Source organism: Hafnia paralvei ATCC 29927, assembly GCF_001655005.1.
Taxonomy (GTDB): domain Bacteria; phylum Pseudomonadota; class Gammaproteobacteria; order Enterobacterales; family Enterobacteriaceae; genus Hafnia; species Hafnia paralvei.
This window is the reverse complement of record NZ_LXET01000044.1, coordinates 335,143-358,784: the sequence shown is the minus strand read 5'-3', so window position 1 is coordinate 358,784 and position 23,642 is coordinate 335,143. Positions and strand designations below refer to the sequence as shown.

At 48.5% G+C, this 23,642-nt stretch carries 17 protein-coding genes and 1 pseudogene; 9 read left to right on the top strand and 9 right to left on the bottom strand.

Annotation, left to right across the window (positions count from 1 at the left end; translation table 11 throughout):
- Positions 1–349: 349 nt before the first annotated feature.
- A pseudogene (locus tag M988_RS13345) lies at positions 350–1,837 on the top strand (glucan biosynthesis protein G); the annotation flags it as partial.
- Positions 1,830–4,379, top strand: a complete 2,550-nt coding sequence (gene mdoH / locus M988_RS13340; RefSeq protein ID WP_064574511.1) for a glucans biosynthesis glucosyltransferase MdoH — start codon at positions 1,830–1,832, stop codon at positions 4,377–4,379. The pseudogene M988_RS13345 and the gene mdoH, both read left to right, overlap by 8 nt.
- 87 nt (positions 4,380–4,466) lie before the next feature.
- On the opposite strand, the gene M988_RS22685 is transcribed toward mdoH, so the two are convergent.
- The 7 genes from M988_RS22685 to ptrR all read right to left on the bottom strand — a co-directional run bounded on the left by M988_RS22685 (position 4,467) and on the right by ptrR (position 11,397).
- On the bottom strand, positions 4,467–5,288 hold the full coding sequence (locus M988_RS22685; RefSeq protein WP_048797564.1) for a hypothetical protein: 822 nt from the start codon (positions 5,286–5,288) through the stop codon (positions 4,467–4,469).
- A gap of 130 nt (positions 5,289–5,418) precedes the next feature.
- Positions 5,419–5,805 (bottom strand): VOC family protein, encoded by a 387-nt coding sequence (locus M988_RS13330; protein ID WP_039189637.1) that lies wholly within the window; start codon positions 5,803–5,805, stop codon positions 5,419–5,421.
- Positions 5,806–5,945: 140 nt separating this feature from the next.
- Positions 5,946–6,725 (bottom strand): molybdopterin-synthase adenylyltransferase MoeB, encoded by a 780-nt coding sequence (moeB, locus tag M988_RS13325; protein ID WP_008812880.1) that lies wholly within the window; start codon positions 6,723–6,725, stop codon positions 5,946–5,948.
- 2 nt (positions 6,726–6,727) lie between these two features.
- Complete coding sequence (moeA, locus tag M988_RS13320) at positions 6,728–7,966, bottom strand: molybdopterin molybdotransferase MoeA (RefSeq protein ID WP_039189558.1); 1,239 nt, start codon at positions 7,964–7,966, stop codon at positions 6,728–6,730.
- Positions 7,967–8,372: 406 nt separating this feature from the next.
- Positions 8,373–9,218: an S-formylglutathione hydrolase gene (fghA, locus tag M988_RS13315; RefSeq protein WP_039189561.1), complete on the bottom strand. Its 846-nt coding sequence runs from the start codon at positions 9,216–9,218 to the stop codon at positions 8,373–8,375.
- 93 nt (positions 9,219–9,311) lie between these two features.
- Positions 9,312–10,436: an S-(hydroxymethyl)glutathione dehydrogenase/class III alcohol dehydrogenase gene (locus tag M988_RS13310; protein WP_008812883.1), complete on the bottom strand. Its 1,125-nt coding sequence runs from the start codon at positions 10,434–10,436 to the stop codon at positions 9,312–9,314.
- Entirely contained in the window at positions 10,423–11,397 is a 975-nt protein-coding gene (gene ptrR, locus M988_RS13305; protein ID WP_008812884.1) for a putrescine utilization regulator PtrR, read from the bottom strand. The genes M988_RS13310 and ptrR overlap by 14 nt, the downstream gene beginning before the upstream one ends.
- A 132-nt stretch (positions 11,398–11,529) precedes the next feature.
- Here ptrR and M988_RS13300 point away from each other — a divergent pair, with 132 nt between their 5' ends.
- The 7 genes from M988_RS13300 (at position 11,530) to mglC (ending at position 20,138) form a co-directional block, all read left to right on the top strand.
- Complete coding sequence (locus M988_RS13300) at positions 11,530–12,690, top strand: YbfB/YjiJ family MFS transporter (RefSeq protein ID WP_061060238.1); 1,161 nt, start codon at positions 11,530–11,532, stop codon at positions 12,688–12,690.
- Positions 12,691–12,830: 140 nt separating this feature from the next.
- Positions 12,831–13,493 carry a GTP cyclohydrolase I FolE gene (gene folE, locus M988_RS13295; protein ID WP_004096103.1) on the top strand — a complete coding sequence of 221 codons (663 nt, stop codon included), beginning with the start codon at positions 12,831–12,833 and terminating at the stop codon, positions 13,491–13,493.
- Between the two features lie 86 nt (positions 13,494–13,579).
- Positions 13,580–14,791, top strand: coding sequence for a DUF418 domain-containing protein YeiB (gene yeiB, locus M988_RS13290; protein WP_278426750.1), 1,212 nt, complete (start codon positions 13,580–13,582; stop codon positions 14,789–14,791).
- A gap of 224 nt (positions 14,792–15,015) precedes the next feature.
- Positions 15,016–16,014, top strand: a complete 999-nt coding sequence (gene galS / locus M988_RS13285; protein WP_008812887.1) for an HTH-type transcriptional regulator GalS — start codon at positions 15,016–15,018, stop codon at positions 16,012–16,014.
- Positions 16,015–16,372: 358 nt separating this feature from the next.
- A complete protein-coding gene (mglB, locus tag M988_RS13280; RefSeq protein WP_008812888.1) occupies positions 16,373–17,371 on the top strand; it encodes a galactose/glucose ABC transporter substrate-binding protein MglB in 999 nt (332 codons plus the stop codon).
- A gap of 145 nt (positions 17,372–17,516) precedes the next feature.
- Positions 17,517–19,094 carry a galactose/methyl galactoside ABC transporter ATP-binding protein MglA gene (gene mglA / locus M988_RS13275; RefSeq protein WP_074388451.1) on the top strand — a complete coding sequence of 526 codons (1,578 nt, stop codon included), beginning with the start codon at positions 17,517–17,519 and terminating at the stop codon, positions 19,092–19,094.
- A gap of 33 nt (positions 19,095–19,127) precedes the next feature.
- Positions 19,128–20,138 (top strand): galactose/methyl galactoside ABC transporter permease MglC, encoded by a 1,011-nt coding sequence (gene mglC, locus M988_RS13270; protein ID WP_004096093.1) that lies wholly within the window; start codon positions 19,128–19,130, stop codon positions 20,136–20,138.
- Positions 20,139–20,864: 726 nt separating this feature from the next.
- Here the strand turns inward: mglC and sanA are convergent.
- Both sanA and M988_RS13255 read right to left on the bottom strand, forming a co-directional pair.
- The gene (gene sanA / locus M988_RS13260; RefSeq protein ID WP_008812890.1) at positions 20,865–21,611 is read right to left on the bottom strand and encodes an outer membrane permeability protein SanA; all 747 of its coding nucleotides are present in this window, start codon (positions 21,609–21,611) and stop codon (positions 20,865–20,867) included.
- A 178-nt stretch (positions 21,612–21,789) separates the two neighbouring features.
- Complete coding sequence (locus M988_RS13255; protein ID WP_064574507.1) at positions 21,790–23,487, bottom strand: NAD-dependent malic enzyme; 1,698 nt, start codon at positions 23,485–23,487, stop codon at positions 21,790–21,792.
- Positions 23,488–23,642 lie beyond the last annotated feature (155 nt).

Here is a 23,642-nt window from a genome sequence, read left to right as displayed (position 1 = left end):
AGCCATTGCGCTAATTCTATTCAGTGAAATTTTTGGCCTATTGAATTAGGTTTCTGTTAGGGATACTCCTAAAAACACTTAATGTAACATTTTGATTTTAAATGTTAATTTAATTATTACCTGCGGCGGGTATAATTAAATCCAATTCAGCCTTGTCGTTAGCCTTATTAGGTTGTTGTCGGCGGGGTGAGTGATCCATTACTATGCTGTCCAATAAACCAATTTATAACTGAGTTCTTCGTTTCGTAGAGCACCATCAGGGGGGTATGTGCTAACACATTTATTAATCACCCGGCCCAAGGTTCGCGCTTTAACAGGGCTGGCTGCATCGGTATTTCTGATGCACGCAACAACACAGGCATGGGCGTTTTCGCTAGATGATGTTGCAAAAAAAGCACAATCTCTGGCAGGGGAGTCCTTCAAGGCGCCTAAAAGCAATCTGCCATCAGAGTTTCGTGAGATGAAGTTTGCTGATTATCAGCAAATTCAATTCAATCATGACAAACCCTATTGGAATAACCTCAAGACTCCATTTAAGTTAGAGTTTTACCATCAGGGAATGTATTTCGATACACCAGTCAAAATCAACGAAGTGACAGCAACGTCGGTTCGTCAGATCAAATACAATCCAGATTACTTTAATTTTGGTTCTGTCAAACACGACCCTGAGGCTGTGAAAGATTTAGGTTTTGCCGGTTTCAAAGTGGTTTATCCGATCAATCAGGCGGGTAAAAACGATGAAATTATGAGCATGCTGGGGGCCAGCTACTTCCGCGTGGTGGGAAAAGGTCAGGTTTATGGTCTTTCTGCCCGTGGTTTAGCCATTGATACTGCGCTGCCTTCCGGTGAAGAATTCCCGCGTTTCCGTGAGTTCTGGATCGAACGTCCAAAAGCCAAAGATAAGCATTTAGTGATTTATGCGCTGCTGGATTCTCCGCGTGCCACGGGTGCCTATCGCATGATTGTAACGCCGGGTACAGATACTGTGGTTGACGTTCAGTCTCGCGTTTATCTGCGTGATAAAGTCGGCGTGTTGGGTATGGCTCCGCTGACCAGCATGTATTTGTTCGGTTCTAACCAACCGTCAAGCAACGTGAACTATCGCCCACAGCTGCATGATTCTGAAGGCCTGTCGATTCACGCCGGTAATGGTGAATGGATCTGGCGTCCTCTGAATAATCCTAAACACCTGTCGGTCAGTACCTTCAGTGTTGAAAACCCTAAAGGTTTCGGCCTGCTGCAACGTACTCGTGATTTTTCCCAGTATGAAGATTTAGACGATCGCTACGATCTGCGTCCTGGCGCTTGGGTAGAACCACGCGGCGTGTGGGGCAAAGGTAAAGTTGAACTGGTAGAAATTCCAACTGCAGATGAGACCAATGACAATATCGTTGCGTTCTGGATCCCTGCAAGCCTGCCAGAAGTCGGAAAACCAATTAATCTGGATTACCGTCTACACTTCACTCGTGACGAAGCAAAACTTCATGATCCTGAGTTAGCGTGGGTAAAACAGACAATGCGCTCAACTGGCGATGTGAAACAGTCAAACCTGATCCGTGAACCAGACGGCACGACGGCACTGATTGTTGATTTCGTTGGCCCGGCATTGAAAGCGTTGACACCAGATGCTCCTGTGACTACTCAGGTGACGACGGATGACAATACTAAACTGGTACAGAATGATTTGCGTTACAACCCGGTAACCGGCGGCTGGCGTTTGACGCTGCGCTTCAACGTTATCGACAACAAAAAACCGGTTGAGATGCGCGCTTATCTGGTTAAAGAAGATAAACCGCTGAGTGAAACCTGGAGCTATCAGTTACCTGCCAATGAATAAGTCTACTGAGAATGCTGATGCCTATTTGAAGGCACTGGCGATGAGCGCGGAGCAAGAAGCCGCGCTCAGGCAGCAAATGGCCGCATCACAGGAAATTTCTGTTGATGCGGTGCATAGGTCGCTGGCCTCAGACGATGTTCAACTGTCGGATTTAGAGGCGCAAGATGCGCCTCTTTGTTCAGTTGAATCGCGTCTGGAAATGGGCTGGTCGGATACGCTGGAAGAAAAAGCGTTGCTAACAAAAGATGCGGCGGGACGTACTGCGATCAAAGCAATGCCAGTAATTAAGCGTACGTCGATGTTCCCTGAAAAGTGGCGAACTAACCCTGTGGGTCGCTTGTGGGATAGTTTGTTGGGCAGAACCCAGCCACCTAAGCATCAGTTTAAAACCGCAGCAGAAGCTGAGGCGGATAAACGCTGGCGTAAAGTGGGCTCAATGCGCCGTTGGGTGCTGTTGATTTTGATGCTGACCCAAACCGTGATCGCAACATGGTACATGAAAACCATTTTGCCTTATCAGGGCTGGGATCTGATCGATCCGCTGTCAATGTTTGATAAGCCATTGATGCAGTCAGTGTTGGAATTGCTGCCTTATGTATTGCAGTCGGGCATTTTGGTGCTATTTGCCATTCTGTTTTGCTGGGTATCGGCGGGATTCTGGACGGCGCTGATGGGCTTCCTTCAGCTATTGATCGGACGGGATAAATACAGCATTTCCGCGACGACGGTGGGGGATGAAGCATTAAATCCTAACCATCGCACGGCGCTCATCATGCCGATTTGTAATGAAGACGTATCGCGTGTATTTGCCGGCCTGCGTGCTACCTACGAATCTGTTGTGGCGACAGGGCAAATTGAGCATTTTGATATCTTTGTTCTGAGCGACAGCTACGATCCTGATATTTGCGTCGCTGAGCAAAAAGCGTGGATGGAAATCTGCAAAGAAGTCGGTGGCGAAGGGCGTATTTTTTATCGCCGCCGCCGTCGCCGCGTAAAACGTAAATCAGGCAACATCGATGATTTCTGCCGTCGCTGGGGCGGGGAATACAGCTACATGGTTATTCTCGACGCCGACAGCGTGATGAGCGGAGAGTGTTTAACCAATCTGGTTCGTCTGATGGAAGCCAATCCAAGCGCTGGGATCATCCAATCCGCGCCGAAGGCAACCGGTATGGATACGCTGTATGCGCGTATTCAGCAGTTTGCTACGCGCGTGTACGGGCCACTCTTTACGGCGGGCTTACATTTCTGGCAGTTGGGCGAGTCTCACTACTGGGGCCACAACGCGATTATCCGTGTTAAACCGTTTATCGAACATTGTGCGCTGGCACCGTTGCCGGGTAATGGCACCTTCGCGGGTTCTATTCTGTCGCATGACTTCGTTGAAGCTGCGCTGATGCGTCGTGCGGGCTGGGGCGTATGGATCGCCTACGATTTGCCGGGATCCTATGAAGAATTGCCGCCAAACCTACTGGATGAATTAAAGCGCGACCGCCGTTGGTGTCAGGGTAACCTGATGAACTTCCGTTTGTTCCTCGTCAAAGGCATGCATCCGGTTCATCGTGCGGTGTTCCTTACAGGGGTGATGTCTTACCTCTCTGCACCGCTATGGTTTATGTTCTTGGTGCTATCGACAGCGTTGCAGGTGGTGCATACGCTGATGGAGCCGCAATATTTCTTGCAGCCACGTCAGCTATTCCCCGTTTGGCCGCAGTGGCGACCAGAACTGGCCATTGCATTGTTCTCAACCACGTTGGTGTTGTTGTTCTTACCGAAGCTGCTTAGTGTGGTGCTTATTTGGGCTAAAGGTGCGAAAGAGTATGGTGGTTCATTCCGCCTGCTGATTTCTATGCTGCTGGAGATGCTGTTCTCCGTACTGCTGGCACCGGTGCGCATGATCTTCCATACGGTGTTTGTGGTGAGCGCATTTCTCGGCTGGTCAATTACTTGGCAATCTCCTCAGCGTGACGATGATGCTACACCTTGGGGTGAAGCTTTCCGTCGTCATGGCTCGCAATGTCTTCTCGGTCTTATTTGGGCTGGTGGGGTTGCGATACTGGATCTTCGCTTCTTATGGTGGTTGTCTCCGATCGTCGTATCGTTGATCTTGTCACCGATAGTGTCGGTTATCACTAGTCGCCGTACTCTGGGAGTGAAGTGTAAGCGAGCCAAGATCTTCCTGATCCCAGAGGAATATTCACCGCCGGTTGAGATGGTGGCGACTGAGCGCTACGTTGAAATGAATAACCAGCGTGAACTCGATCATGGGTTTTTACGTGCTGTGTTTGATCCGTCATACAACGCCTTAGCCACGGCGATGGCAACGGCGCGTCACCACGCACACGCAGCGATCTCCAAGGCTCGTGAAGAGCGAGTTGAGAAAGCGCTGAGCGGAGCACCGCAAGATCTGAGTCGCGATGAGCGTTTAGCATTGCTGAGCGATCCTGTGACTCTAGCTCGTCTGCATCAGCTTGTGTGGAATGCGCCAGATCGCTATCCGCAATGGACTCAGGCTTATCAGGCATTGAAACCTGCGGCTTAGTGGTTGATTGAGCAGAAATGTAAAAAGGGTATTTGCTTTGGCAAATACCCTTTTTTTATCTTCTATTCCCGTATTCACGCATTCCCGTTAAGGAGTAGTTGCGCGATGTGGCGGGTAGTACAAAATGTCCTGCTGTAGCATAAAGCGTGACGTGATGGATTTCGTTTCGCCTTGGTAGTCGAAGCTGATGATTTCCTGTTTTTCTGATTGCACGCAGTTGCCGCTGTTATCCCATTTCTGACATTCGGTAATGTAGGTGACATGCGGTGTTTTTGTCATGGAGCTGAGATCTTTACCGTCGTCGGTAAAACTAGACACAGAATCATTGTCATTTTTGATCACTTTCTCTAATCGGCCATCAGGTCGATAAAGATAGACGCCAAATCCTGGATTGTGTCCCACGGCAACATAAAAACGCACCAGATCGTCAGGTGTATAAAAATAATATTGGTTAGTGATACCAATCGTTTTATCACCGGCTTCAACTTCTGTGACTTTCACGATCCGTCCGCGTTCATCGGTTTTATAGGCGCTAATCAACTGCGAAACGTCCTGCTCGTTGTTTGTCTGAACTGCAACCACGCTGCGACTCATCCAGCCAATATCGTCAGGGACTAATCGGCTTTCCCAAACAGGGTTAGGTCCGTAGCTTTGACTCGCTGAGCTGATTTGTCCATTACGGGCAAATTCGATGCTGATATCGCGCAATGTATCTTGGCTTTCTGGGCCGATGACGTACTGATGGTAGCTTTTAGCTGGGCCAATAATATCCCCTTCCATCAAGATAATATTGTTGGAACGCACAATGTGTTGGCTACTGATAAGCGGCGGAGCTGCCATGGCACTCGATTGAGATAAAATGACGGAAAGTAGCGTAGCAGCGGTGAGTAGGATCTCTTGATGCCGCATTCAGGCTCCTTGTGGCGGTAGAATAGGGGGAGATGACTTTATTGATAATACACCACGTGTGACTTAGAAGGAGGACTGAATGGGCTGCTCTGTAATAATTCACACTGCATACGCGTTGACCAAGAAAAATTTAAAGGCGATTGGCGATTTCTATTAGATTTCCGTCCGGATCACGTAGATAAATTGAGTTGATTTTCCCTGTCGCACCGGTTCTGGTGACCGGCCCCTCAATCACCTCAACACCGCATCCAATAACCCAAAGAACCACTTCTTGCACCGGTTGAGGCGTGATAAAGCATAAATCGGCGCTACCCGGCGTTGGGTGTTTGGCATGTGGGCGGAAGGGCGCTTTAGCCGCGTGGAGATTAATTTTTTGATCACCAAATTTCAGGGCGGTTCGACCTTCAGAGCCGAATGTTTCGACTTCCATACCTAGAACCTGCTGATAGAACTGCACGGATTTGTTGATATCAGCGACGGTGAGAACTAAATGGTCCAACGTGGAAAGTCTTAGCATAGGTGGCTCCGGATAATGAAAAATCAGAGAGGTAATAGGGGTCGATAAGTTGATAGATAAAACGTTTCGGAGCCACCATAACGTTTTATCTTTATAATATTCAACAAATATGCAACAGCTAGGAGCACTGACCAGATCGACTATGCGTTACCACAAACGTCGCAGGTAGGATTTTTCGCAAGTTTCATGGTTCGCCATTGCGAGCTCATCGCGTCATACATCATTACCTGCCCATGCGGGATACGACCAAAGTGGCTCAGTAGTTTGATAGCCTCCATCGCCTGAGTAGCACCGATGATCCCGACGAGAGGAGACATCACACCAGCCTCGACGCAGGTCAGTGCATTAGCGCCAAATAAGCGGCTGAGGCAGCGATAACAAGGCTCATTATCCTGATAGGTGAATACGCTAACTTGGCCTTCCATACGGATAGCCGCGCCGGATACCAGCGGTTTACGTTGGCTAAAACACAAACGGTTGAGACGATCGCGGATATCCACATTGTCTGTGCAATCCAGAACCACATCTGATTTTTCAATCAGTTCAGCCAAAGCCACATCGTCAAGCACAGCATTAATGGGACGAAGCTGCGTATGGGGATTAACCACGCGCAGTGACTGAGCCGCGGATTCAACCTTCGCCATGCCAATGCGCGCATCGCTATGCAGAATTTGGCGTTGCAGATTCGAGAGAGATACCGTGTCAAAGTCGACCAGCGTCAGCGTTCCTACTCCGGCAGCCGCCAGATATTGGCTAGCGGGGCAGCCTAAGCCACCCAATCCGATAATCAGCGCATGTGACGCTTTGAGCTTTTCTTGCCCATCAAAATCAAAACCACGCAGGACGATTTGACGGTTATAACGCATCATCTCTGCGTCGCTAAGCTCTTCTGGTGAAGATACGGGTATCTCTGGCGCCATAGTTAGAATCTCAACAGTGGATTAAACAACTCAACATCGACCAGCTCACCTGCTTTAACCGATCCGCGTTCGCGTTCTAACACGATAAACGCGTTTCCAAGGGTGAATGAACTAAATACGTGCGAGCCTTGATGACCAGTGGTGCGCACTTCCAGTTCGCCTTGTGCATTAGCGCTCACGATGCCTCGTTGAAAATCCAGACGTCCTGGTGATTTTTTCAGAGGCGTCATCGCCTTAGCTTTCAAACGTGCAGGAGCCTGCCAGCTTTTATCACCAGAAAGATGGGCGATGAGCGGTTGCACAAGCTGATAGAAAGTCACGACTGCCGAAACCGGATTGCCTGGTAAACCGCAGAACAGCGCACGATTAAGCTGACCAAAAGCAAAAGGTTTACCTGGCTTCATTGCCAGTTTCCAGAAGCTGATTTTGCCAACTTCATCTAAAATCTGTTTGGTGAAATCGGCTTCTCCCACGGATACCCCACCGCTACTAATCAGCAGGTCTGCTTGTAGATCGCCAGCTTTGAAGGCTTCGCGTAATGCCTGCGGGTCGTCGCGGATAATACCTAAATCGATGATGTCGCAGTTCATTTGCTCTAACATCAAGCGAACGGCAAAACGGTTAGTATCGTAGATTTGCCCCTCTTGCAACGGTGTACCGACTGGCTGTAGCTCATCTCCGGTAGAAAATAGTGCCACTTTTAGTCTACGTACAACCTGCAGACGAGCTATTCCTAAAGATGCTAATAAGGGTAATTCAGCCGTTCCCAAACGCACACCTGCCGCCAGAACTTCGGCACCTTGCTGGATATCCTCACCTGCTAAGCGAATATTTTGCCCCTGCTGTGGCATGGCCGTGAAGCGTACACCTTGTTCAGACACTTCAGCCTGTTCTTGCATAATAACCGCATCCGCTCCCGCGGGTACTGGCGCTCCCGTCATAATGCGGATAGCGGTTCCTGCGGGCCATTCGCCACTAAAGGGTGAACCCGCAAATGCCTTTCCCGCGATCGTAAGAACAGCATCGGGAGTGACGTCTTGTAAACGCACGGCATATCCATCCATTGCTGAGTTGGCAAATGGCGGCACATTGATTGGGGAAATGACTGGCTGAGCAGTTATGCGACCTGCAGCTTCAGTAAGCGCAATATCTTCACGATCGGTAATTGCAGAGGTTTGGGTAAGTAATTTGTCTAGCGCTTGTTCAATAGAGATTAAATCAGATGTGTTGTAGCAATCCATCGGTTAGCTCCGTGGCAGGTTTCCCGACAGCCATTCTCAGCTCTAGGGCGGTCAATAATAGGCGTATTATGGCAGAAATCAGTGGAAGGGAGAACGCTTGCTTGCCAGAGACAGGAGGGCAAAAAACGGCTCAATATAAATGTAGGTATGCATAGTCATATCTAGCTCGTTATCCTAATCCAAAATAATCACAGGGACTAATAACGCATCTCATCATATTAACGCGGATGAGTGGCGTGAGGTTTTATCAGTGTATCAAATTGATTTTATTAGAACTTGTAGTGATCTGACCTGCGTAAAGGCGAATTCATCAAGATGCAGGGGGCAAAGTTGATTTCTGTGGGTAAATTGCCGAAGGGGGATTAAAAATGGCCGCAGGTGCGACCATCTCTGCTCGTACACTTTTCTATTGCGCTAAACCAAGGTGCTGTGCGTGGAAACGCAGGTGATCTTCGATAAAAGTCGCAATGGTGTAATAACTATGATCGTAGCCGGGCTGAATGCGTAGCGTTAGCGGCCAATCGTGCTGACGTGCCAGTTCGGCGAGTTTAGCCGGTTGTAGCTGATCGGCGAGAAATTGATCGTCATCGCCTTGATCAATCAGGATCGGGAATGACGGTTTACACTGGGTGATCAAATAGCAACTGTCATAACTTTGCCAAAGCGACGGGTCTTCACCCAAATAAGCAGCAAAAGCTTTGCGCCCCCAAGGCACCTGTGTTGGGTTCACAATAGGTGCAAAAGCAGAGACCGACAGATAGCGCTGTGGATGACGTAATGCCAGTGTTAGCGCCCCATGGCCCCCCATCGAGTGACCGCTAATTGACTGCTTATCGCCCACGTTGAAGTGATTACGAATTAGCTCAGGCAATTCCTGTGTTATGTAATCATCCATACGATAGTGGCTATTCCACGGCGACTGGGTAGCATTCAGATAAAAGCCCGCTCCCTGTCCGAGATCGTAGCTCACATCGTTAGGCACCTCGTTGCCGCGCGGGCTGGTGTCAGGGATCACTAAGGCTAGGCCTAGCTCAGAGGCAATCCGCTGAGCGCCCGCTTTGGTAGAGAAGTTTTCGTCATTACAAGTGAGGCCTGACAGCCAGTACAGCACCGGTGGTGGAGCATCGTCAGCGGTAGGCGGTAAATAAATACTAAATGTCATCAAGCAGTTCAGTGCGTCAGAAGCATGTCGATAACGCTGCTGCCAGCCATTAAACAGGCGATGTTCTTCCAGTAGTTCAAGCGAATCCACGGCGTTCTCCTTATCCTTGATACTTGGAGCTGCCTTAGTACAAGCGCAACCCCAATTATTATGGCTAAAACGGCTCTTAGCTATTCACTGCTTCTAGCGGTCAAAATGAATGACGGTACGAATGGATTTACCTTCATGCATCAGATCGAAAGCATCATTGATCTCATCCAAGCTCATGGTGTGCGTAATGAAGTCATTGAGGGCGAATTCACCATCCATATAACGCTGTACGATGCCCGGTAGCTGAGTACGTCCTTTTACACCACCGAAAGCAGAGCCTCGCCATACGCGGCCCGTCACCAGTTGGAATGGACGGGTAGAGATTTCTTCTCCCGCGCCTGCCACACCGATAATCACCGACTCTCCCCAGCCTTTATGACAGCACTCGAGCGCAGAACGCATGACGTCAACGTTGCCGATACACTCAAAGGAGAAATCGACGCCGCCGTCGGTTAATTCAACAATCACCTGCTGGATTGGCTTGTCGTAGTCTTTGGGGTTGATAACGTCAGTCGCCCCTAACTTCTTCGCCAGTTCGAATTTATCGGTGTTGATATCAACACCGATGATGCGTCCCGCACCGGCCATTTTGGCACCGATAATGGCCGATAGACCAATGCCGCCTAAACCGAAGACGGCTACGCTATCACCGGTTTTCACTTTAGCGGTGTTGACTACGGCACCCATTCCAGTGGTGACGCCACAGCCTAGCAGGCAGACTTCTTCCAGTGGGGCTTCTTTGCTGATTTTTGCCAAAGAGATTTCAGGTAAAACCGTGTATTCCGAGAAGGTAGAGGTGCCCATATAGTGGAAAATAGGTTTACCGTTTTTGGAGAAGCGAGTCGTGCCATCCGGCATCAAACCTTTACCCTGTGTTTCACGAATGGCTTGGCACAGATTGGTTTTACCAGATAGACAGAATTTACATTTACCGCACTCCGGCGTGTACAGCGGAATGACATGATCCCCCACTGCCACGCTGGTGACGCCTTCACCGATGGCTTCGACAATGCCTGCTCCTTCATGGCCGAGTATGGCCGGAAATACGCCTTCAGGATCTTTTCCTGACAGGGTATAGGCATCGGTATGACACACGCCACTCGCGACAATGCGCACCAGCACTTCACCTTTTTGAGGTGGCATCAAATCAACTTCTTCGATAGTCAGTGGCTGATTTGGCCCCCAAGCGACGGCAGCGCGAGTTTTAATCATTTGCATGGTGTGCTCCTGGTTCTTCTTGATGTAAGACGATAGTGGGTTCTGACACGGTTACTTCGGCGTGTTCAGATTCATTTTTTTCTTCAACGCTTTCTTGAATGCGTTCTTGCTCAATGATTTGCATCTTAAGCTCGCGAACGTTAGGGCTGAACGCGTCACGGCGCCAGATTAGCCGCGTAGCCGTCTGTGCAATGCTATCTGGCAATGTATGAACGGCGACACGTTCGTGGCCGGGCAGCAGTGAGAGCACCGAGCGTGGGATCATCGCGATACCGGCACCGCTGGCGGCGCAGGCTAACATTGCATGATATGACTGAATTTCCATGATGGCTCCGGGAACGGCACCATCCTGCTGAAACCAAGACTCAAAGCGGAGTCGGTATGAGCAGCTAGGGCGAAAGGCGAACAGCGTCTCATCTGCAACGTCCTTCGCACGGGTAATCGGCGGATGCTCCAAGCTCGAAATCACCACCATTTCTTCGCGAAAAGCAATGCACCCGTTGAGTTCATCATGATTGATCGGTCCATCAGCCAATCCTGCAGATAAGGTACCCGCACGTACTTTTTCGATAATTTCGCCTGACGTACCTGTAACCAGTGAAAGTGCAACCTGAGGAAAGTTTTGATGATAGGCCGCAAGTAATGCGGGGAGTCGTGTGGCGGCGGTGCTCTCCATAGAGCCCAGCGCAAAGTTACCTGCGGGTTCACCGGCATGGGTAATGCTCATGGCTTCGTCGCTCAGTGCCAAAATGCGTTTGGCATAGTTGAGAAAGTTGTGTCCCATCGGTGAAAGGCGTAAACGCTGTTTTTCACGGATGAACAAATCCGTGCCTAGCTCTTGCTCTAGCTGGCGTAGGCGGGTGGTGAGATTAGAGGGAACGCGATGAAGTAACTCTGCTGCGCGAGCAACCGAGCCAGTTTCAGCTACGCTACAAAACATGCGAAGTTGAGTAAGATCCATTGTCGTTCTCATATCGTGAATAACTTGGTTATCATTATTCACTTTTTGTGATTCATTTGGCAAGGCAATATCACAACAATAATTTATTTAATAAATCTCTGGCTTGGATAAGTGAGAGAGGGAGATCCTGCAATGGCAGTGCGTATCGCGTTAAGTGGCTTTTTAGCCTTGGTTGTTGCAATGGGGATAGGGCGCTTTGCCTTTACGCCTCAGGTCCCATTGATGATTGCCGAGCATCAGTTTTCTTTGACCGGCGCCGGATTGGTTGCTGCACTTAATTATCTGGGATACTTAGCGGGTGCCTTTGATGCTATGCGCGCTAGCCGCAGCGTAGAGCGACGTTTACAGCTTGGGCTATGGGGAGCTGTTGTGTTAACGCTCTTGTCGGCCTGTGTGAGTGGTTTTTGGTGGCACAGTTTAATCCGCTTTGCGATTGGTTGGGCCAGCGGTTGGGCGATGGTGCTAGTCGCCGCATGGACCAATGAACGCTTGGCGCATTTTGGTAAACCTAATTTAGCCGCTGCGGTGTTTGCTGGGCCGGGGGCGGGAATTTTTATCAGTGGAATATTATCCGTCGCCATCAGCGCTCTTCACCTCGATGCGGCGCAGGCATGGCTAGTCTATGGTGTTTTGGCTCTGGTGCTGATCGCTGCGGTGGCGCGTTTTCTGCCTAAAGCGGGAGAGCTACATCGCCCCGATGTGCCCGCTGAGCCACTGGTGTTAACACCCGCACTGAAACGCTTGGTCTGGAGCTATAGTTTGGCCGGGTTTGGTTATATTTTGCCTGCCACTTTTTTATCGCAGATGGCACATGCGCGTTTTCCTGCGAGCCTGTTTGCCCAGTTTGTCTGGCCGGTATTTGGTTTTTCGGCGGTCGTGGGGATTGGCTTGGGTATCCTGACGCGTCGCTGGCTATTGACCCAGCAGCGTTTGGCGATCGTGCTGTGGATCCAGGCGCTCGGTATCGTATTCAGCGAGACCGTTCCCGGCGTGAGTGGCTTGGTTCTCGGGGCGCTGCTCACCGGCGGCGGTTTTCTGTGTGTGGTACAACTTTCACTGCAATATGGGCGTGAACTGGCGCCGGCACATATTCGCTACATGGCGGGATTACTCACGACAGGCTATGCGGTGGGGCAGCTCGTTGGTCCAATGCTGTCCGCATTATCAACATCGCTCACGCATCGCTTAGAGCCAGCATTATATATTGCTGCAATAGGTTTAATCGTTGCTGGAGGTTTGGTTTTCCGCGTGCAACCCGCGCTCAGTGCGAAAACAGAGCGGGTCGAGTCTTAACTAAATGACAGTTTTTCATGTAGTCCTGAAAGAGTATCACTGGATAAAGCTTTCACTCTCCACTAAAGTGTTGGCAAAATTCTGAACTTGATCTACATCACGTAGTGCTCAGAATTAAGATCACCTGCAGGAGAAAATTGATGTCATTGCTAAGCAAAGAAGCAGCTCAGGTTCATGCGGCGTTAGAAGCTCGTGGTCTGGAGACCCCGCTACGGGGCGAAGTGTTAGATCGTGAAACGCGCAAGCAGCGTATCAAAGAGCACATGACGGAAATCATGCAGTTGCTCAATCTGGATTTAACGGACGACAGTTTGGCAGAGACGCCACATCGTATTGCAAAAATGTACGTAGATGAGATTTTCTCCGGCCTCGATTATGCGAATTTCCCGAAGATTACCGTTATCGAAAATAAGATGAAAGTGGATGAAATGGTCACGGTGCGTGATATCACACTGACCAGTACCTGCGAACACCACTTTGTGACTATTGATGGTAAGGCTACCGTGGCGTATATCCCGAAAGATTGCGTTATTGGTCTGTCCAAAATCAATCGTATCGTCCAGTTTTTCGCTCAACGCCCACAGGTACAAGAGCGTTTAACTCAGCAGATTCTGGTTGCCTTGCAAACGCTGTTGGGTACCAATAATGTTGCGGTATCAATTGATGCCACGCATTATTGTGTGAAAGCTCGTGGAGTCAGAGATGCGACTAGCGCGACAACCACGACATCGCTAGGTGGACTGTTTAAGTCCAGCCAGAACACGCGTCAGGAATTTTTGCGTGCGGTACGTCATCACGGGTAAATGAATCTGTGACCCGAAGTGATACAGCGCCGGCCATGTGCCGGCGTTTTTGTCTGAGATGAACACTTTTTATAGGGATCGCCGCTATGTTGCAGCGTTTGCAAGCCTCTGAGCCCGATGCGGTGGTGAAACCTACGCAGCTTAAATCGCGTATTGGCACGCTAGATTTTGCGCGTGGGTTGGCGATTCTTTTTATTCTTTTGATGAATATCACCGGCTTTGGTTTACCGAAGGCCGCTTATCTCAACCCAGCCTATAACGGATTACCTGACGGTGCAGACACCTTAACGTGGGGCATATTGCACATTTTTGTGCAGGGCAAATTTTTAGCTATGTTTGCGTTTCTGTTCGGCGCGGGGCTACAGCTGCTGATGCCGAAAGGAAAACAATGGCTGAGAGCTCGTTTATCTTGGCTGGTTTTGTTTGGCTTAGTTCATGCCATTTTCTTTTGGGATGGCGATATTTTGCTTGCTTACGGGCTCATTGGTTTAATCAGTTGGCGCATGATCCGTGATGCGGGTTCCACATTGCAGTTGTTGCGTACAGGTTTAGTGTTGTATGCCATAGGGCTAGGATTATTGCTGTTGCTTGGGCTAATTGCCGGACCTGAGCCGAGCTCATTTTGGCTTCCCGGCTACGCGGCGATTCAGTATGAAGAGATTTGGAAAGTTCACGGCGGATGGGAAGCTTGGCGTAATCGCAGTGACTTGCTTAGCGCAAACCTAATGGCGTTAGCGGTGCAATATGGTTGGCAGCTTGCCGGTCTGATGTTAACGGGCGCAGCATTGATGCGCAGTGGTTGGTTGAGCGGTAATTTCAGTCAGCGGCATTATCGCCGCATGGCATTGTGGTCACTGCTGGTGGGGTTATGTATTCAAATCCCCACAACGCTGGCGCAGTGGCTTAATGATTGGGAATATCATGTTAGTGGCTATTTGCTTCAGGTCCCCAGTGAACTTGCGGCGCCACTGATGATGATAGGCTATGTATCGCTGATTTATGGATTTTGGCCGCAACTCTCTCGTTTGAAAATGGCCTATGCTCTGCGTCAGGTCGGACGTATGGCACTGAGTAACTATCTGCTACAAACCTTGTTGTGCACCACATTGTTTTATCACCCTGGGATGTTCAATCAGTGGTCGAGAAGTACATTGCTCTGGGTGGTGCCTGCGGTATGGCTAATTAATATTCTGTTCTCGCTATTCTGGCTAAGTCATTTTAAACAAGGGCCGGTTGAATGGCTGTGGCGCAAGCTTACCGTGCTGGGCTCACGCTCTGTTCAGCAAAATAACCTTTAGAGATACCTCAAAAAGCGTGGTACACAGGAAAGGTTAATGAAATGTATGAAAACGTTTTCTTTCCTGTGACATATTTCACGCAGCGATGATGAAAAACTGAGTAGCATAGCGCTGTCACACTATGTGCGTGCTTTCGACTCAGGGATCTCTATGAACGCTATTCTTCGTCCTGCACCATTCTGTTTTGCTTTTCTCTTTTCTCTTTTCCGCAACGAGCGTCAGGCATGATTACTATTCGTGACGTGGCGCGGCTGGCCGGAGTATCGGTCGCGACGGTTTCGCGTGTCTTGAATAATACGGCCATTACGACGGCTGAAACCAAAGCGGTTGTGCAGAGTGCGGTGGCCGAGTTGGGCTATCGGCCGAATGCCAATGCTCAGGCGTTAGCAACCCAGAGCAGCGATATGCTCGGTGTTGTGGTGATGGATGTCTCTGATCCGTTTTTTGGCGCGTTAGTCAAAGGTGTGGATGAGGTCGCGCAGCGCGAGCGTAAAAACTTGCTGATTGCTAACAGCTATCACGATGCTGACAAAGAGCGTAAGGCCATAGAAATGCTGATCCGCCAACGGTGCAATGCATTGATTGTCCACGCGAAAATGTTGTCTGATGAAGAGCTAGTGGCCTTTATGCATCAGGTGCCAGGTATGGTGCTGATTAATCGGATTGTGCCAGGCTATGAGCACCGCTGTGTAGGGCTCAACAATCAGGCCGGTGGACAAATGGCGACTCAACTGTTGCTGGATAAAGGCCATCGTCGCATCGGTTTTTTAGGTTCTAATCATGATATTGAAGATCAAAGAATGCGGAAGAAGGGCTATGAAATAGCTCTACATTCCGCGGGAATTGAGGGTAGCAAAGCGTGGTATGCCTATGCTTCGCCCGATTTACAGGGCGGAGAAGCGGCGATGGTTGAGTTGTTGGGGCGCAACCAGCAGCTCAGCGCGGTTTTTGCCTATAACGACGCTATGGCCGCTGGCGCATTAGCGGTGCTGAAAGAAAACGGCATCTCCATCCCCGAACAGTTCTCTATCATCGGATTTGATGATATTCCTATCGCGCGTTACACCAGCCCCAAATTGACTACGATACGCTATCCTATTGTTTCTATGGCAACTTTAGCAACTGAGCTGGCGCTGAAATCCGTGCACCAAACACCGCTTTCCCCTGAAGGGCACTGTTTTATGCCGACGCTGGTACAACGTTGGAGCGTGGGTTCTCGATAATTGTGGCATAGCTCACTTTGTCAGCAGATTGCACCATGTAACCGTTTTCAATCTGTGAGTTCATTCACAGATTATTAACATAATCGTGTCTATTCTTGTGGCGTTTTCACTGTCACAGAGACCTGCCATACGTGTAAACCGCCCTAATGCACTAGGTTTTTCGGGCGTCAAACCTAGTGCGTGAGGATTATTCTAAATGTAAAAAATATGTAGTGTTTTTAGGTTCGCGTGGGGATCTGTTTTATTGCCGCAGCGACAGTGGAACCGAAAAAGAAATGATAAAGAAGCGATAACCCAAAGGGCGTCTGAAAAATCGGACATCCGTGCTGAATTACCCTACATCCAATCGGAGCTTCACATGAATAAGAAGACGTTTACCTTAGCAACTTTGGCGGCCAGCATGATGTTTGGCGTCGCGGCACAGGCAGCAACCACCAATCTTGGTGTGACGATCTATAAGTATGACGACAACTTTATGTCCGTGGTACGTAAGGCGCTGGAAAACGATGCTAAGGCCGATCCTAGCGTTAAATTGCTGATGAATGACTCACAAAACGATCAGTCAAAACAAAACGATCAGGTTGACGTCTTGATGGCTCGCGGCGTGAAGGGGCTTGCGATCAACCTTGTTGACCCAGCCGCTGCGCCAACGATTATTGATAAAGCTCGAGCCAACGATGTTCCGGTCGTTTTCTTCAACAAAGAACCTTCTCGCAAGGCATTGGATAGCTACGATAAAGCTTACTACGTTGGGACTGACTCCAAAGAGTCCGGCATCATTCAGGGTGAGCTGATTGCTAAACATTGGAAGGCCAATCCAAACTGGGATTTGAATAAAGACGGTGAAATCCAATTCGTATTGCTCAAAGGTGAACCGGGTCATCCAGATGCCGAAGCACGTACCACTTACGTGGTGAAAAGCCTTAACGACAAAGGTATTAAAACTCAACAGCTGCAGCTAGATACGGCGATGTGGGATACGGCACAAGCCAAAGATAAAATGGACGCGTGGTTATCGGGTCCAAACGCAAACAAAATTGAAGTGGTTATCGCCAATAACGATGCGATGGCAATGGGCGCGGTTGAAGCTCTGAAAGCGCATAACAAAACCAATATTCCGGTATTTGGCGTGGATGCGTTGCCAGAAGCGCTGGCGCTGGTTAAGTCAGGTGCCATGGCGGGGACCGTATTGAACGATGCGAATAACCAGGCTAAAGCGACCTTTGATTTGACCAAAAATCTGGCTGAAGGAAAACCTGCTGGCGAAGGCACTCACTGGAAAATCGACAATAAAATTGTTCGCGTTCCGTATGTCGGTGTCGATCAGGATAATCTGGCCCAGTTTATTAAGAAATAATCGTCGACCAAGCATTTATAACAATAACCTACTAGTCCGATATTAACGGATGGTTCGTACAACGGCAGGGTTTATTTCGACCCTGCCGTTGTTTAACTGCCTAATTGAGTTGGGCTGAGAATTCGTGTTTATTCAGGTGGGCGTTATGCCAGAGAACTCTTTTACAGATAGCTCGTTGACGAAAGCCCCTATTTCCGAACAAATAACATCGGCGCCAGATCATCACGATGCAACTTATTTGCTGGAAATGGATAATATCAATAAGTCATTCCCCGGCGTAAAAGCGCTGGATAATGTCAATCTTCGTGTGCGACCACACTCTATTCACGCCTTGATGGGTGAGAATGGGGCAGGGAAATCCACGCTGTTAAAATGTTTGTTTGGTATTTACCAGAAGGATTCCGGAAGTATTATTTTTCAGGGAAAAGAGATTAATTTTAAGAGTGCTAAAGAAGCATTGGAACACGGTGTTTCTATGGTGCATCAAGAACTCAATTTAGTGCTTCAGCGTAGCGTCATGGATAACATGTGGCTCGGGCGTTATCCCATGAAAGGTATCTTTGTCGATCAGGACAAAATGTATCACGATACTAAAGCGATATTCGACGAACTGGAAATTGATATCGATCCGCGTGAGAAAGTCGCTGGCTTGTCTGTATCTCAAATGCAGATGATCGAGATTGCCAAGGCATTTTCTTACAACGCTAAAATAGTCATTATGGATGAGCCTACGTCCTCTTTGACTGAAAAAGAAGTCAATCATCTGTTCACGATTATTCGTAAGCTAAAAGATCGTGGCTGCGGCATTGTGTATATCTCCCATAAAATGGAAGAAATATTTAAGCTGTGTGATGAGATTACCATTCTGCGCGATGGACAATGGATTGCTACCCAAACATTGGATGGCATGAATATGGACCAAATTATCTCAATGATGGTTGGCCGCTCGCTGACCCAGCGTTTCCCCGATCGTGTTAATACGCCGGGGCCGGTAATCCTTGAGGTGAGAGAGTTAACTTCGCTACGTCAGCCTTCTATCCGCGATGTTTCCTTTGATTTACATGAAGGTGAAATATTAGGCATTGCTGGGCTGGTGGGCGCAAAACGCACCGATATTGTTGAGACACTGTTTGGTATTCGAGAAAAGGTCAAAGGTACGATTCGCCTGCGTGGGAAAGCGATTAATAACCATAGCGCGAACGAAGCTATCAACCATGGTTTTGCATTGGTCACCGAAGAACGTCGTTCAACGGGCATTTATGCCTATTTGGATATAGGCTTTAACTCGCTGATTTCTAATATTCGGAAATACAAAAATAAGGTTGGCCTGCTGGATAATCGCCGTATGAAAAGTGATACCCAATGGGTTATCGATTCTATGCGGGTGAAAACACCGGGTCATCACACTTCAATAGGGTCACTGTCTGGGGGAAATCAGCAAAAAGTAATTATTGGCCGCTGGTTGCTTACTCAGCCTGAGATCCTGATGCTGGATGAACCAACGCGTGGCATCGACGTTGGGGCAAAATTTGAAATTTACCAACTGATGACCGAGCTGGCGAAAAAAGGTAAGGGCATCATTATTATTTCATCTGAAATGCCTGAATTATTAGGAATAACCGATCGCATATTAGTGATGAGCAATGGTCAGGTTGCCGGTATCGTTGATACAAAAAGAACCTCTCAGAATGAAATTCTGCGTCTGGCCTCTTTGCATCTGTAATGCAGCTTCTGTCGTATTTTAAGGGTTCCGAATATGAGCGTATTGAATAAAAAAAGCCTGTTTACTTATTTCAAAGAAGGCGGGATTTACGTTGTTTTGTTGGTGCTATTGGCCATTATTATTTTTCAGGATCCAACGTTTTTAAGCCTCATGAACCTGAGTAACATTCTTACTCAGTCTTCCGTGCGCATCATTATCGCACTAGGCGTTGCAGGGCTGATTGTGACCCAAGGGACAGACTTGTCCGCTGGTCGTCAGGTCGGATTGGCGGCAGTTATCGCTGCGACGCTGTTACAGTCGATGGATAACGTTAATAAGGTATTTCCAAATATTGATACTGTGCCGATTCCGGTCGTGATTCTGATCGTGTGCGCCGTCGGTGCGGTGATTGGTTTGGTTAACGGTTTAATCATTGCCTATCTCAACGTGACGCCATTTATTACGACGTTGGGCACCATGATTATTGTATACGGCATAAACTCGCTGTATTACGACTACGTGGGAGCTTCTCCGGTAGCAGGATTTGCGCCTAACTTCTCTAATTTTGCGCAGGGGTTCCTACGCTTCGGTGATTTCAAACTTTCGTATATTACGTTCTATGCACTGATTGCCGTCGTATTTGTCTGGATCTTGTGGAATAAAACCCGCTTCGGTAAAAACATTTTTGCTATCGGGGGGAATCCAGAAGCCGCAAAAGTATCTGGCGTGAATGTGCCGCTAAATCTGATTATGGTTTATGCCTTGTCAGGTGTCTTTTACGCGTTTGGTGGGATGCTTGAAGCAGGGCGTATCGGGAGTGCTACAAATAACCTAGGCTTTATGTATGAGCTTGATGCTATCGCTGCCTGCGTGGTGGGCGGCGTATCGTTTAGCGGCGGTGTTGGTACGGTTATCGGCGTTGTGACGGGGGTTATCATCTTTACCGTTATCAACTACGGCTTAACCTATATCGGTGTGAATCCGTACTGGCAATACATTATCAAAGGCGCAATTATTATTTTCGCCGTAGCGCTTGATTCCCTCAAGTACGCGAAGAAGAAATAGTCTATCTGTAGTAAAAAGCCGGGCGAAAGTTTAATACCGGTCGCTTAAGCGTGATTTTAGGGCTAGTACACCGCCCCGCGGTGTACTAGCCCTGTGTATCTCGATCTCTTAAACGATCAGCATTAGGTGAAAGTCCGGCTTTTTTGTTTATTCACCTTGGTATTTAGCAAACCATAAAAAACATTCTTCCAGCTTATTGGGTATTCCTAAAGTGTTATTTATTATCCATTACTTATGGGGATACTGAGCGTTCATGATCCATACGTATTTACTAGAATCAAACCAACAAAATAGATCGCCATAAGTATCGCGATGATGCTATGTATAACGCTATGGTATAGGTGCTTATGGTTTATTCGGTATGTTGCATAAAATATCGATATACTTCCGATAATAATGCTTAGCGCAAAAAATAGTTTTGTATAAAAGTAATCCATATATTTTCCCATGCCTATATAGGCGATGAGAATGGTGGACGCTATCAAAAATGCCACGATAAAAATCAATAGATATGCTTTTAACTTAACCAACTATAGGCACCAAGGCTATTTAATGGATTTTCTCTTAATAGAAAGAGTTTTGCGTTTTATGAATTTGTATCTGTCTTTCTTATTACTAGATGATGCATCTCTGACTTCGATCAACGTTCGGCTGACTGTCGGCAGTGAGTTTCAGTATCGTAGCCAAGCGAAAGACAGTTAATCTTTGTCACTTTTCTCTCAAAACTTACTCCGCCGGTTTATCGGCGTTTTTTTCTTTTTGCAGCACCTGTTCAAGCTCCTGTAGCTGTTCTGGCGATACCGCCGGATAGCTTTGGGCGTCGGCCGGAACTTTATGCACCGCAGGGATTGGGATCATGGGGCCAAGAAAGCGTGGCTCACGTTTCAGAATATACAAATCGGTTAAGGCACCGAGTCTGGCACCAATTTCCCTGATCCTTATCATCATCATGTTTTTGGGCGAGGGGACGGCCAGACACTGTGCCTGAATGCCCATATGAAGCGCGATAAACAGGGCGCGTTCGCAGTGGAAGCGCTGTGTAATAATGGTGAAATCGTTGGTATCGAAAACTTTTCGCGTGCGGACAATCGAGTCCAGCGTTCTGAATCCGGCATAATCTAACACGATATCCCCGCTGGGAACGCCAGCTGTGATCAGGTCACGGCGCATGGTAACGGGTTCGTTGTAGCTTTCCAGCGCGTTATCGCCGCTCAGCAATAAGTAGTTCACTTTATTACTGTTGTAGGCGTTTAGCGCCCCTTGAATGCGGTAGCGATAGTACTGGTTGATAGTGCCGGTACTGACATACTTTGCAGTGCCCAAGACCACACCCACTTGACGATGCGGTAAATCTTGAACTTCTTCATAAATATAGGGCGCAGTTTTCCAACTAATCCAACGATCCAGACCAATAGCAGTCACCGCCAATAATATCGCGACGGTCAAAATACCGTATATCAGTCGTCTCCACATGATGATGCCTGCTGCGTCCGTTGTCGTTGTTAAATACGAGGCTACTTTACCCGCCAAGACGACGCAAGCAATCTGAAGAGGATTTTCCTAGCTTGATGATTTTTTGAACGGAATGGTACAAACGCAGCGATTATGCTGCGCTTGTACCCACTTCGTTGGCGATCTTTTACGCGAAAGGTTAGAACGATGTGCGTTTATAGATGCGGTATTGCGGTTGCCAGAAATTGCTTTCAATGGCTTGCAGCAAGGCTTCATCTGATGTCAGAACCGCAACGCCTTGGAGCTGTGCTTCTTTAGCAACTTGGAAAGCAATGGAGCGGGAAACTTGCTGGATATCTTTGACATCCGGCAGCAGCGCGCCTTTGCCTTCCAGAGCTAGAGGAGAGCAATCAGCCAAGGCTCGGCTTGCTGCCATCAACATGCCATCGGTGACACGTTTTGCTCCCGAGGCAAGAACACCTAGACCTATACCTGGGAAGATATAAGAGTTATTGCACTGAGCAATAGGGAATAGTTGCTCTTTATAGCTCACAGGGCCAAATGGGCTGCCGGTCGCAACCAGTGCAGCACCGTCGGTCCAGTTGATAATATCTTCTGGGCGCGCTTCTACGCGTGAAGTTGGGTTCGACAGCGGCATCACAATTGGGCGTGCGCAGTGGCTGTGCATTTCACGGATAATCTCTTCGGTGAAAAGGCCTGGCTGACCTGATACGCCAATCAAAACCGTTGGTTTCGCGTTGCGCACCACTTCTAGCAGTGATATCGCGTCGCTTTCAACATTCCACCCAGCCAGTGAGGCGCTTTTTTGCACCAGCTTGCTTTGGAATTCCAGCAGGTTTGGTAGTTTATCTGTCAACAGGCCAAAACGATCTACCATGAATACGCGTGAACGTGCTTCATCATCGCTAAGTCCTTCAGATTTCATCTGAGCGATGATTTGCTCTGCGATCCCACAGCCTGCGGAGCCTGCTCCGAGGAAGGTGATGGTTTGATCGCGCAGCTGGCTACCGGCGGCGCGGCTAGCAGCAATTAAGCTCCCTAGCGTTACGGCGGCGGTGCCTTGGATATCATCATTAAAACAGCATAATTCATCGCGATAGCGATTCAGCAACGGCGTAGCGTTTTTCTGAGCGAAATCTTCAAACTGCAACAACACGTTTGGCCAACGACGCTTCACGGCCTGAATGAACTCATCGACGAAAGCGTAATACTCATCACCTGAAATACGCGGGTGACGCCATCCCATATACAGGGGGTCATTTAGACGCTGTGGATTGTTAGTTCCGACATCTAGCACGACAGGTAGCGTGTAGGCAGGGCTAATCCCGCCGCAGGCGGTATAAAGAGACAGCTTACCGATAGGAATCCCCATGCCGCCGATGCCTTGGTCACCCAAGCCGAGAATACGCTCGCCGTCAGTCACAACGATCACTTTAACGTTCTGCTTAGTGGCGTTTTGCAGCATGTCATCAATGCGATCGCGATTTGGATAAGAGATGAACAGGCCGCGCGCACGGCGGTAGATGTCAGAGAAATGCTCACAGGCTTCGCCCACCGTTGGGGTGTAGATGATCGGCATCATTTCACTTAGATGCGCGTCAAGCATGCGATAAAACAGGGTTTCGTTGGTATCTTGGATATTGCGCAGGTAGATGTGCTTATCGTTATCGGTTTTAAAATCGAGATACTGACGGTAGGCGCGTTCGGTTTGTTCTTCGATAGTTTCTACAGCTTCAGGTAACAGGCCGTGCAGGTTGAAGTTACTCCGTTCTTCTTCACTAAACGCACTGCCTTTGTTCAGTAAGGGAAACTCTAGCAGGATAGGGCCAGCGTAGGGGATGTATAACGGGCGTTTACTTTCGTATTCCAATTCCATGAGTAGCACTCTTATATGTCTATTGGTCGGGCGGTATATTTATCTGAGAGAATAATACGTCATGCCGTCGATCCTAAGAGATACTATAAAGTTGTTCAATGGTTGTTATGAAAAGATGACATAAAGCTGGAGAAGTGAGAACTACGTAACAATTT

Excerpts from the sequence above, each read along its gene's own strand:
- mdoH (WP_064574511.1), top strand. The coding sequence starts at position 1,830 with ATGAATAAGTCTACTGAGAATGCTGATGCCTATTTGAAGGCACTGGCG.
- M988_RS22685 (WP_048797564.1), bottom strand. The coding sequence starts at position 5,288 with ATGCGGCATCAAGAGATCCTACTCACCGCTGCTACGCTACTTTCCGTC.
- M988_RS13330 (WP_039189637.1), bottom strand. The coding sequence starts at position 5,805 with ATGCTAAGACTTTCCACGTTGGACCATTTAGTTCTCACCGTCGCTGAT.
- moeB (WP_008812880.1), bottom strand. The coding sequence starts at position 6,725 with ATGGCGCCAGAGATACCCGTATCTTCACCAGAAGAGCTTAGCGACGCA.
- moeA (WP_039189558.1), bottom strand. The coding sequence starts at position 7,966 with ATGGATTGCTACAACACATCTGATTTAATCTCTATTGAACAAGCGCTA.
- M988_RS13310 (WP_008812883.1), bottom strand. The coding sequence starts at position 10,436 with ATGCAAATGATTAAAACTCGCGCTGCCGTCGCTTGGGGGCCAAATCAG.
- ptrR (WP_008812884.1), bottom strand. The coding sequence starts at position 11,397 with ATGGATCTTACTCAACTTCGCATGTTTTGTAGCGTAGCTGAAACTGGC.
- M988_RS13300 (WP_061060238.1), top strand. The coding sequence starts at position 11,530 with ATGGCAGTGCGTATCGCGTTAAGTGGCTTTTTAGCCTTGGTTGTTGCA.
- folE (WP_004096103.1), top strand. The coding sequence starts at position 12,831 with ATGTCATTGCTAAGCAAAGAAGCAGCTCAGGTTCATGCGGCGTTAGAA.
- yeiB (WP_278426750.1), top strand. The coding sequence starts at position 13,580 with ATGTTGCAGCGTTTGCAAGCCTCTGAGCCCGATGCGGTGGTGAAACCT.
- galS (WP_008812887.1), top strand. The coding sequence starts at position 15,016 with ATGATTACTATTCGTGACGTGGCGCGGCTGGCCGGAGTATCGGTCGCG.
- mglB (WP_008812888.1), top strand. The coding sequence starts at position 16,373 with ATGAATAAGAAGACGTTTACCTTAGCAACTTTGGCGGCCAGCATGATG.
- mglA (WP_074388451.1), top strand. The coding sequence starts at position 17,517 with ATGCCAGAGAACTCTTTTACAGATAGCTCGTTGACGAAAGCCCCTATT.
- mglC (WP_004096093.1), top strand. The coding sequence starts at position 19,128 with ATGAGCGTATTGAATAAAAAAAGCCTGTTTACTTATTTCAAAGAAGGC.
- sanA (WP_008812890.1), bottom strand. The coding sequence starts at position 21,611 with ATGTGGAGACGACTGATATACGGTATTTTGACCGTCGCGATATTATTG.
- M988_RS13255 (WP_064574507.1), bottom strand. The coding sequence starts at position 23,487 with ATGGAATTGGAATACGAAAGTAAACGCCCGTTATACATCCCCTACGCT.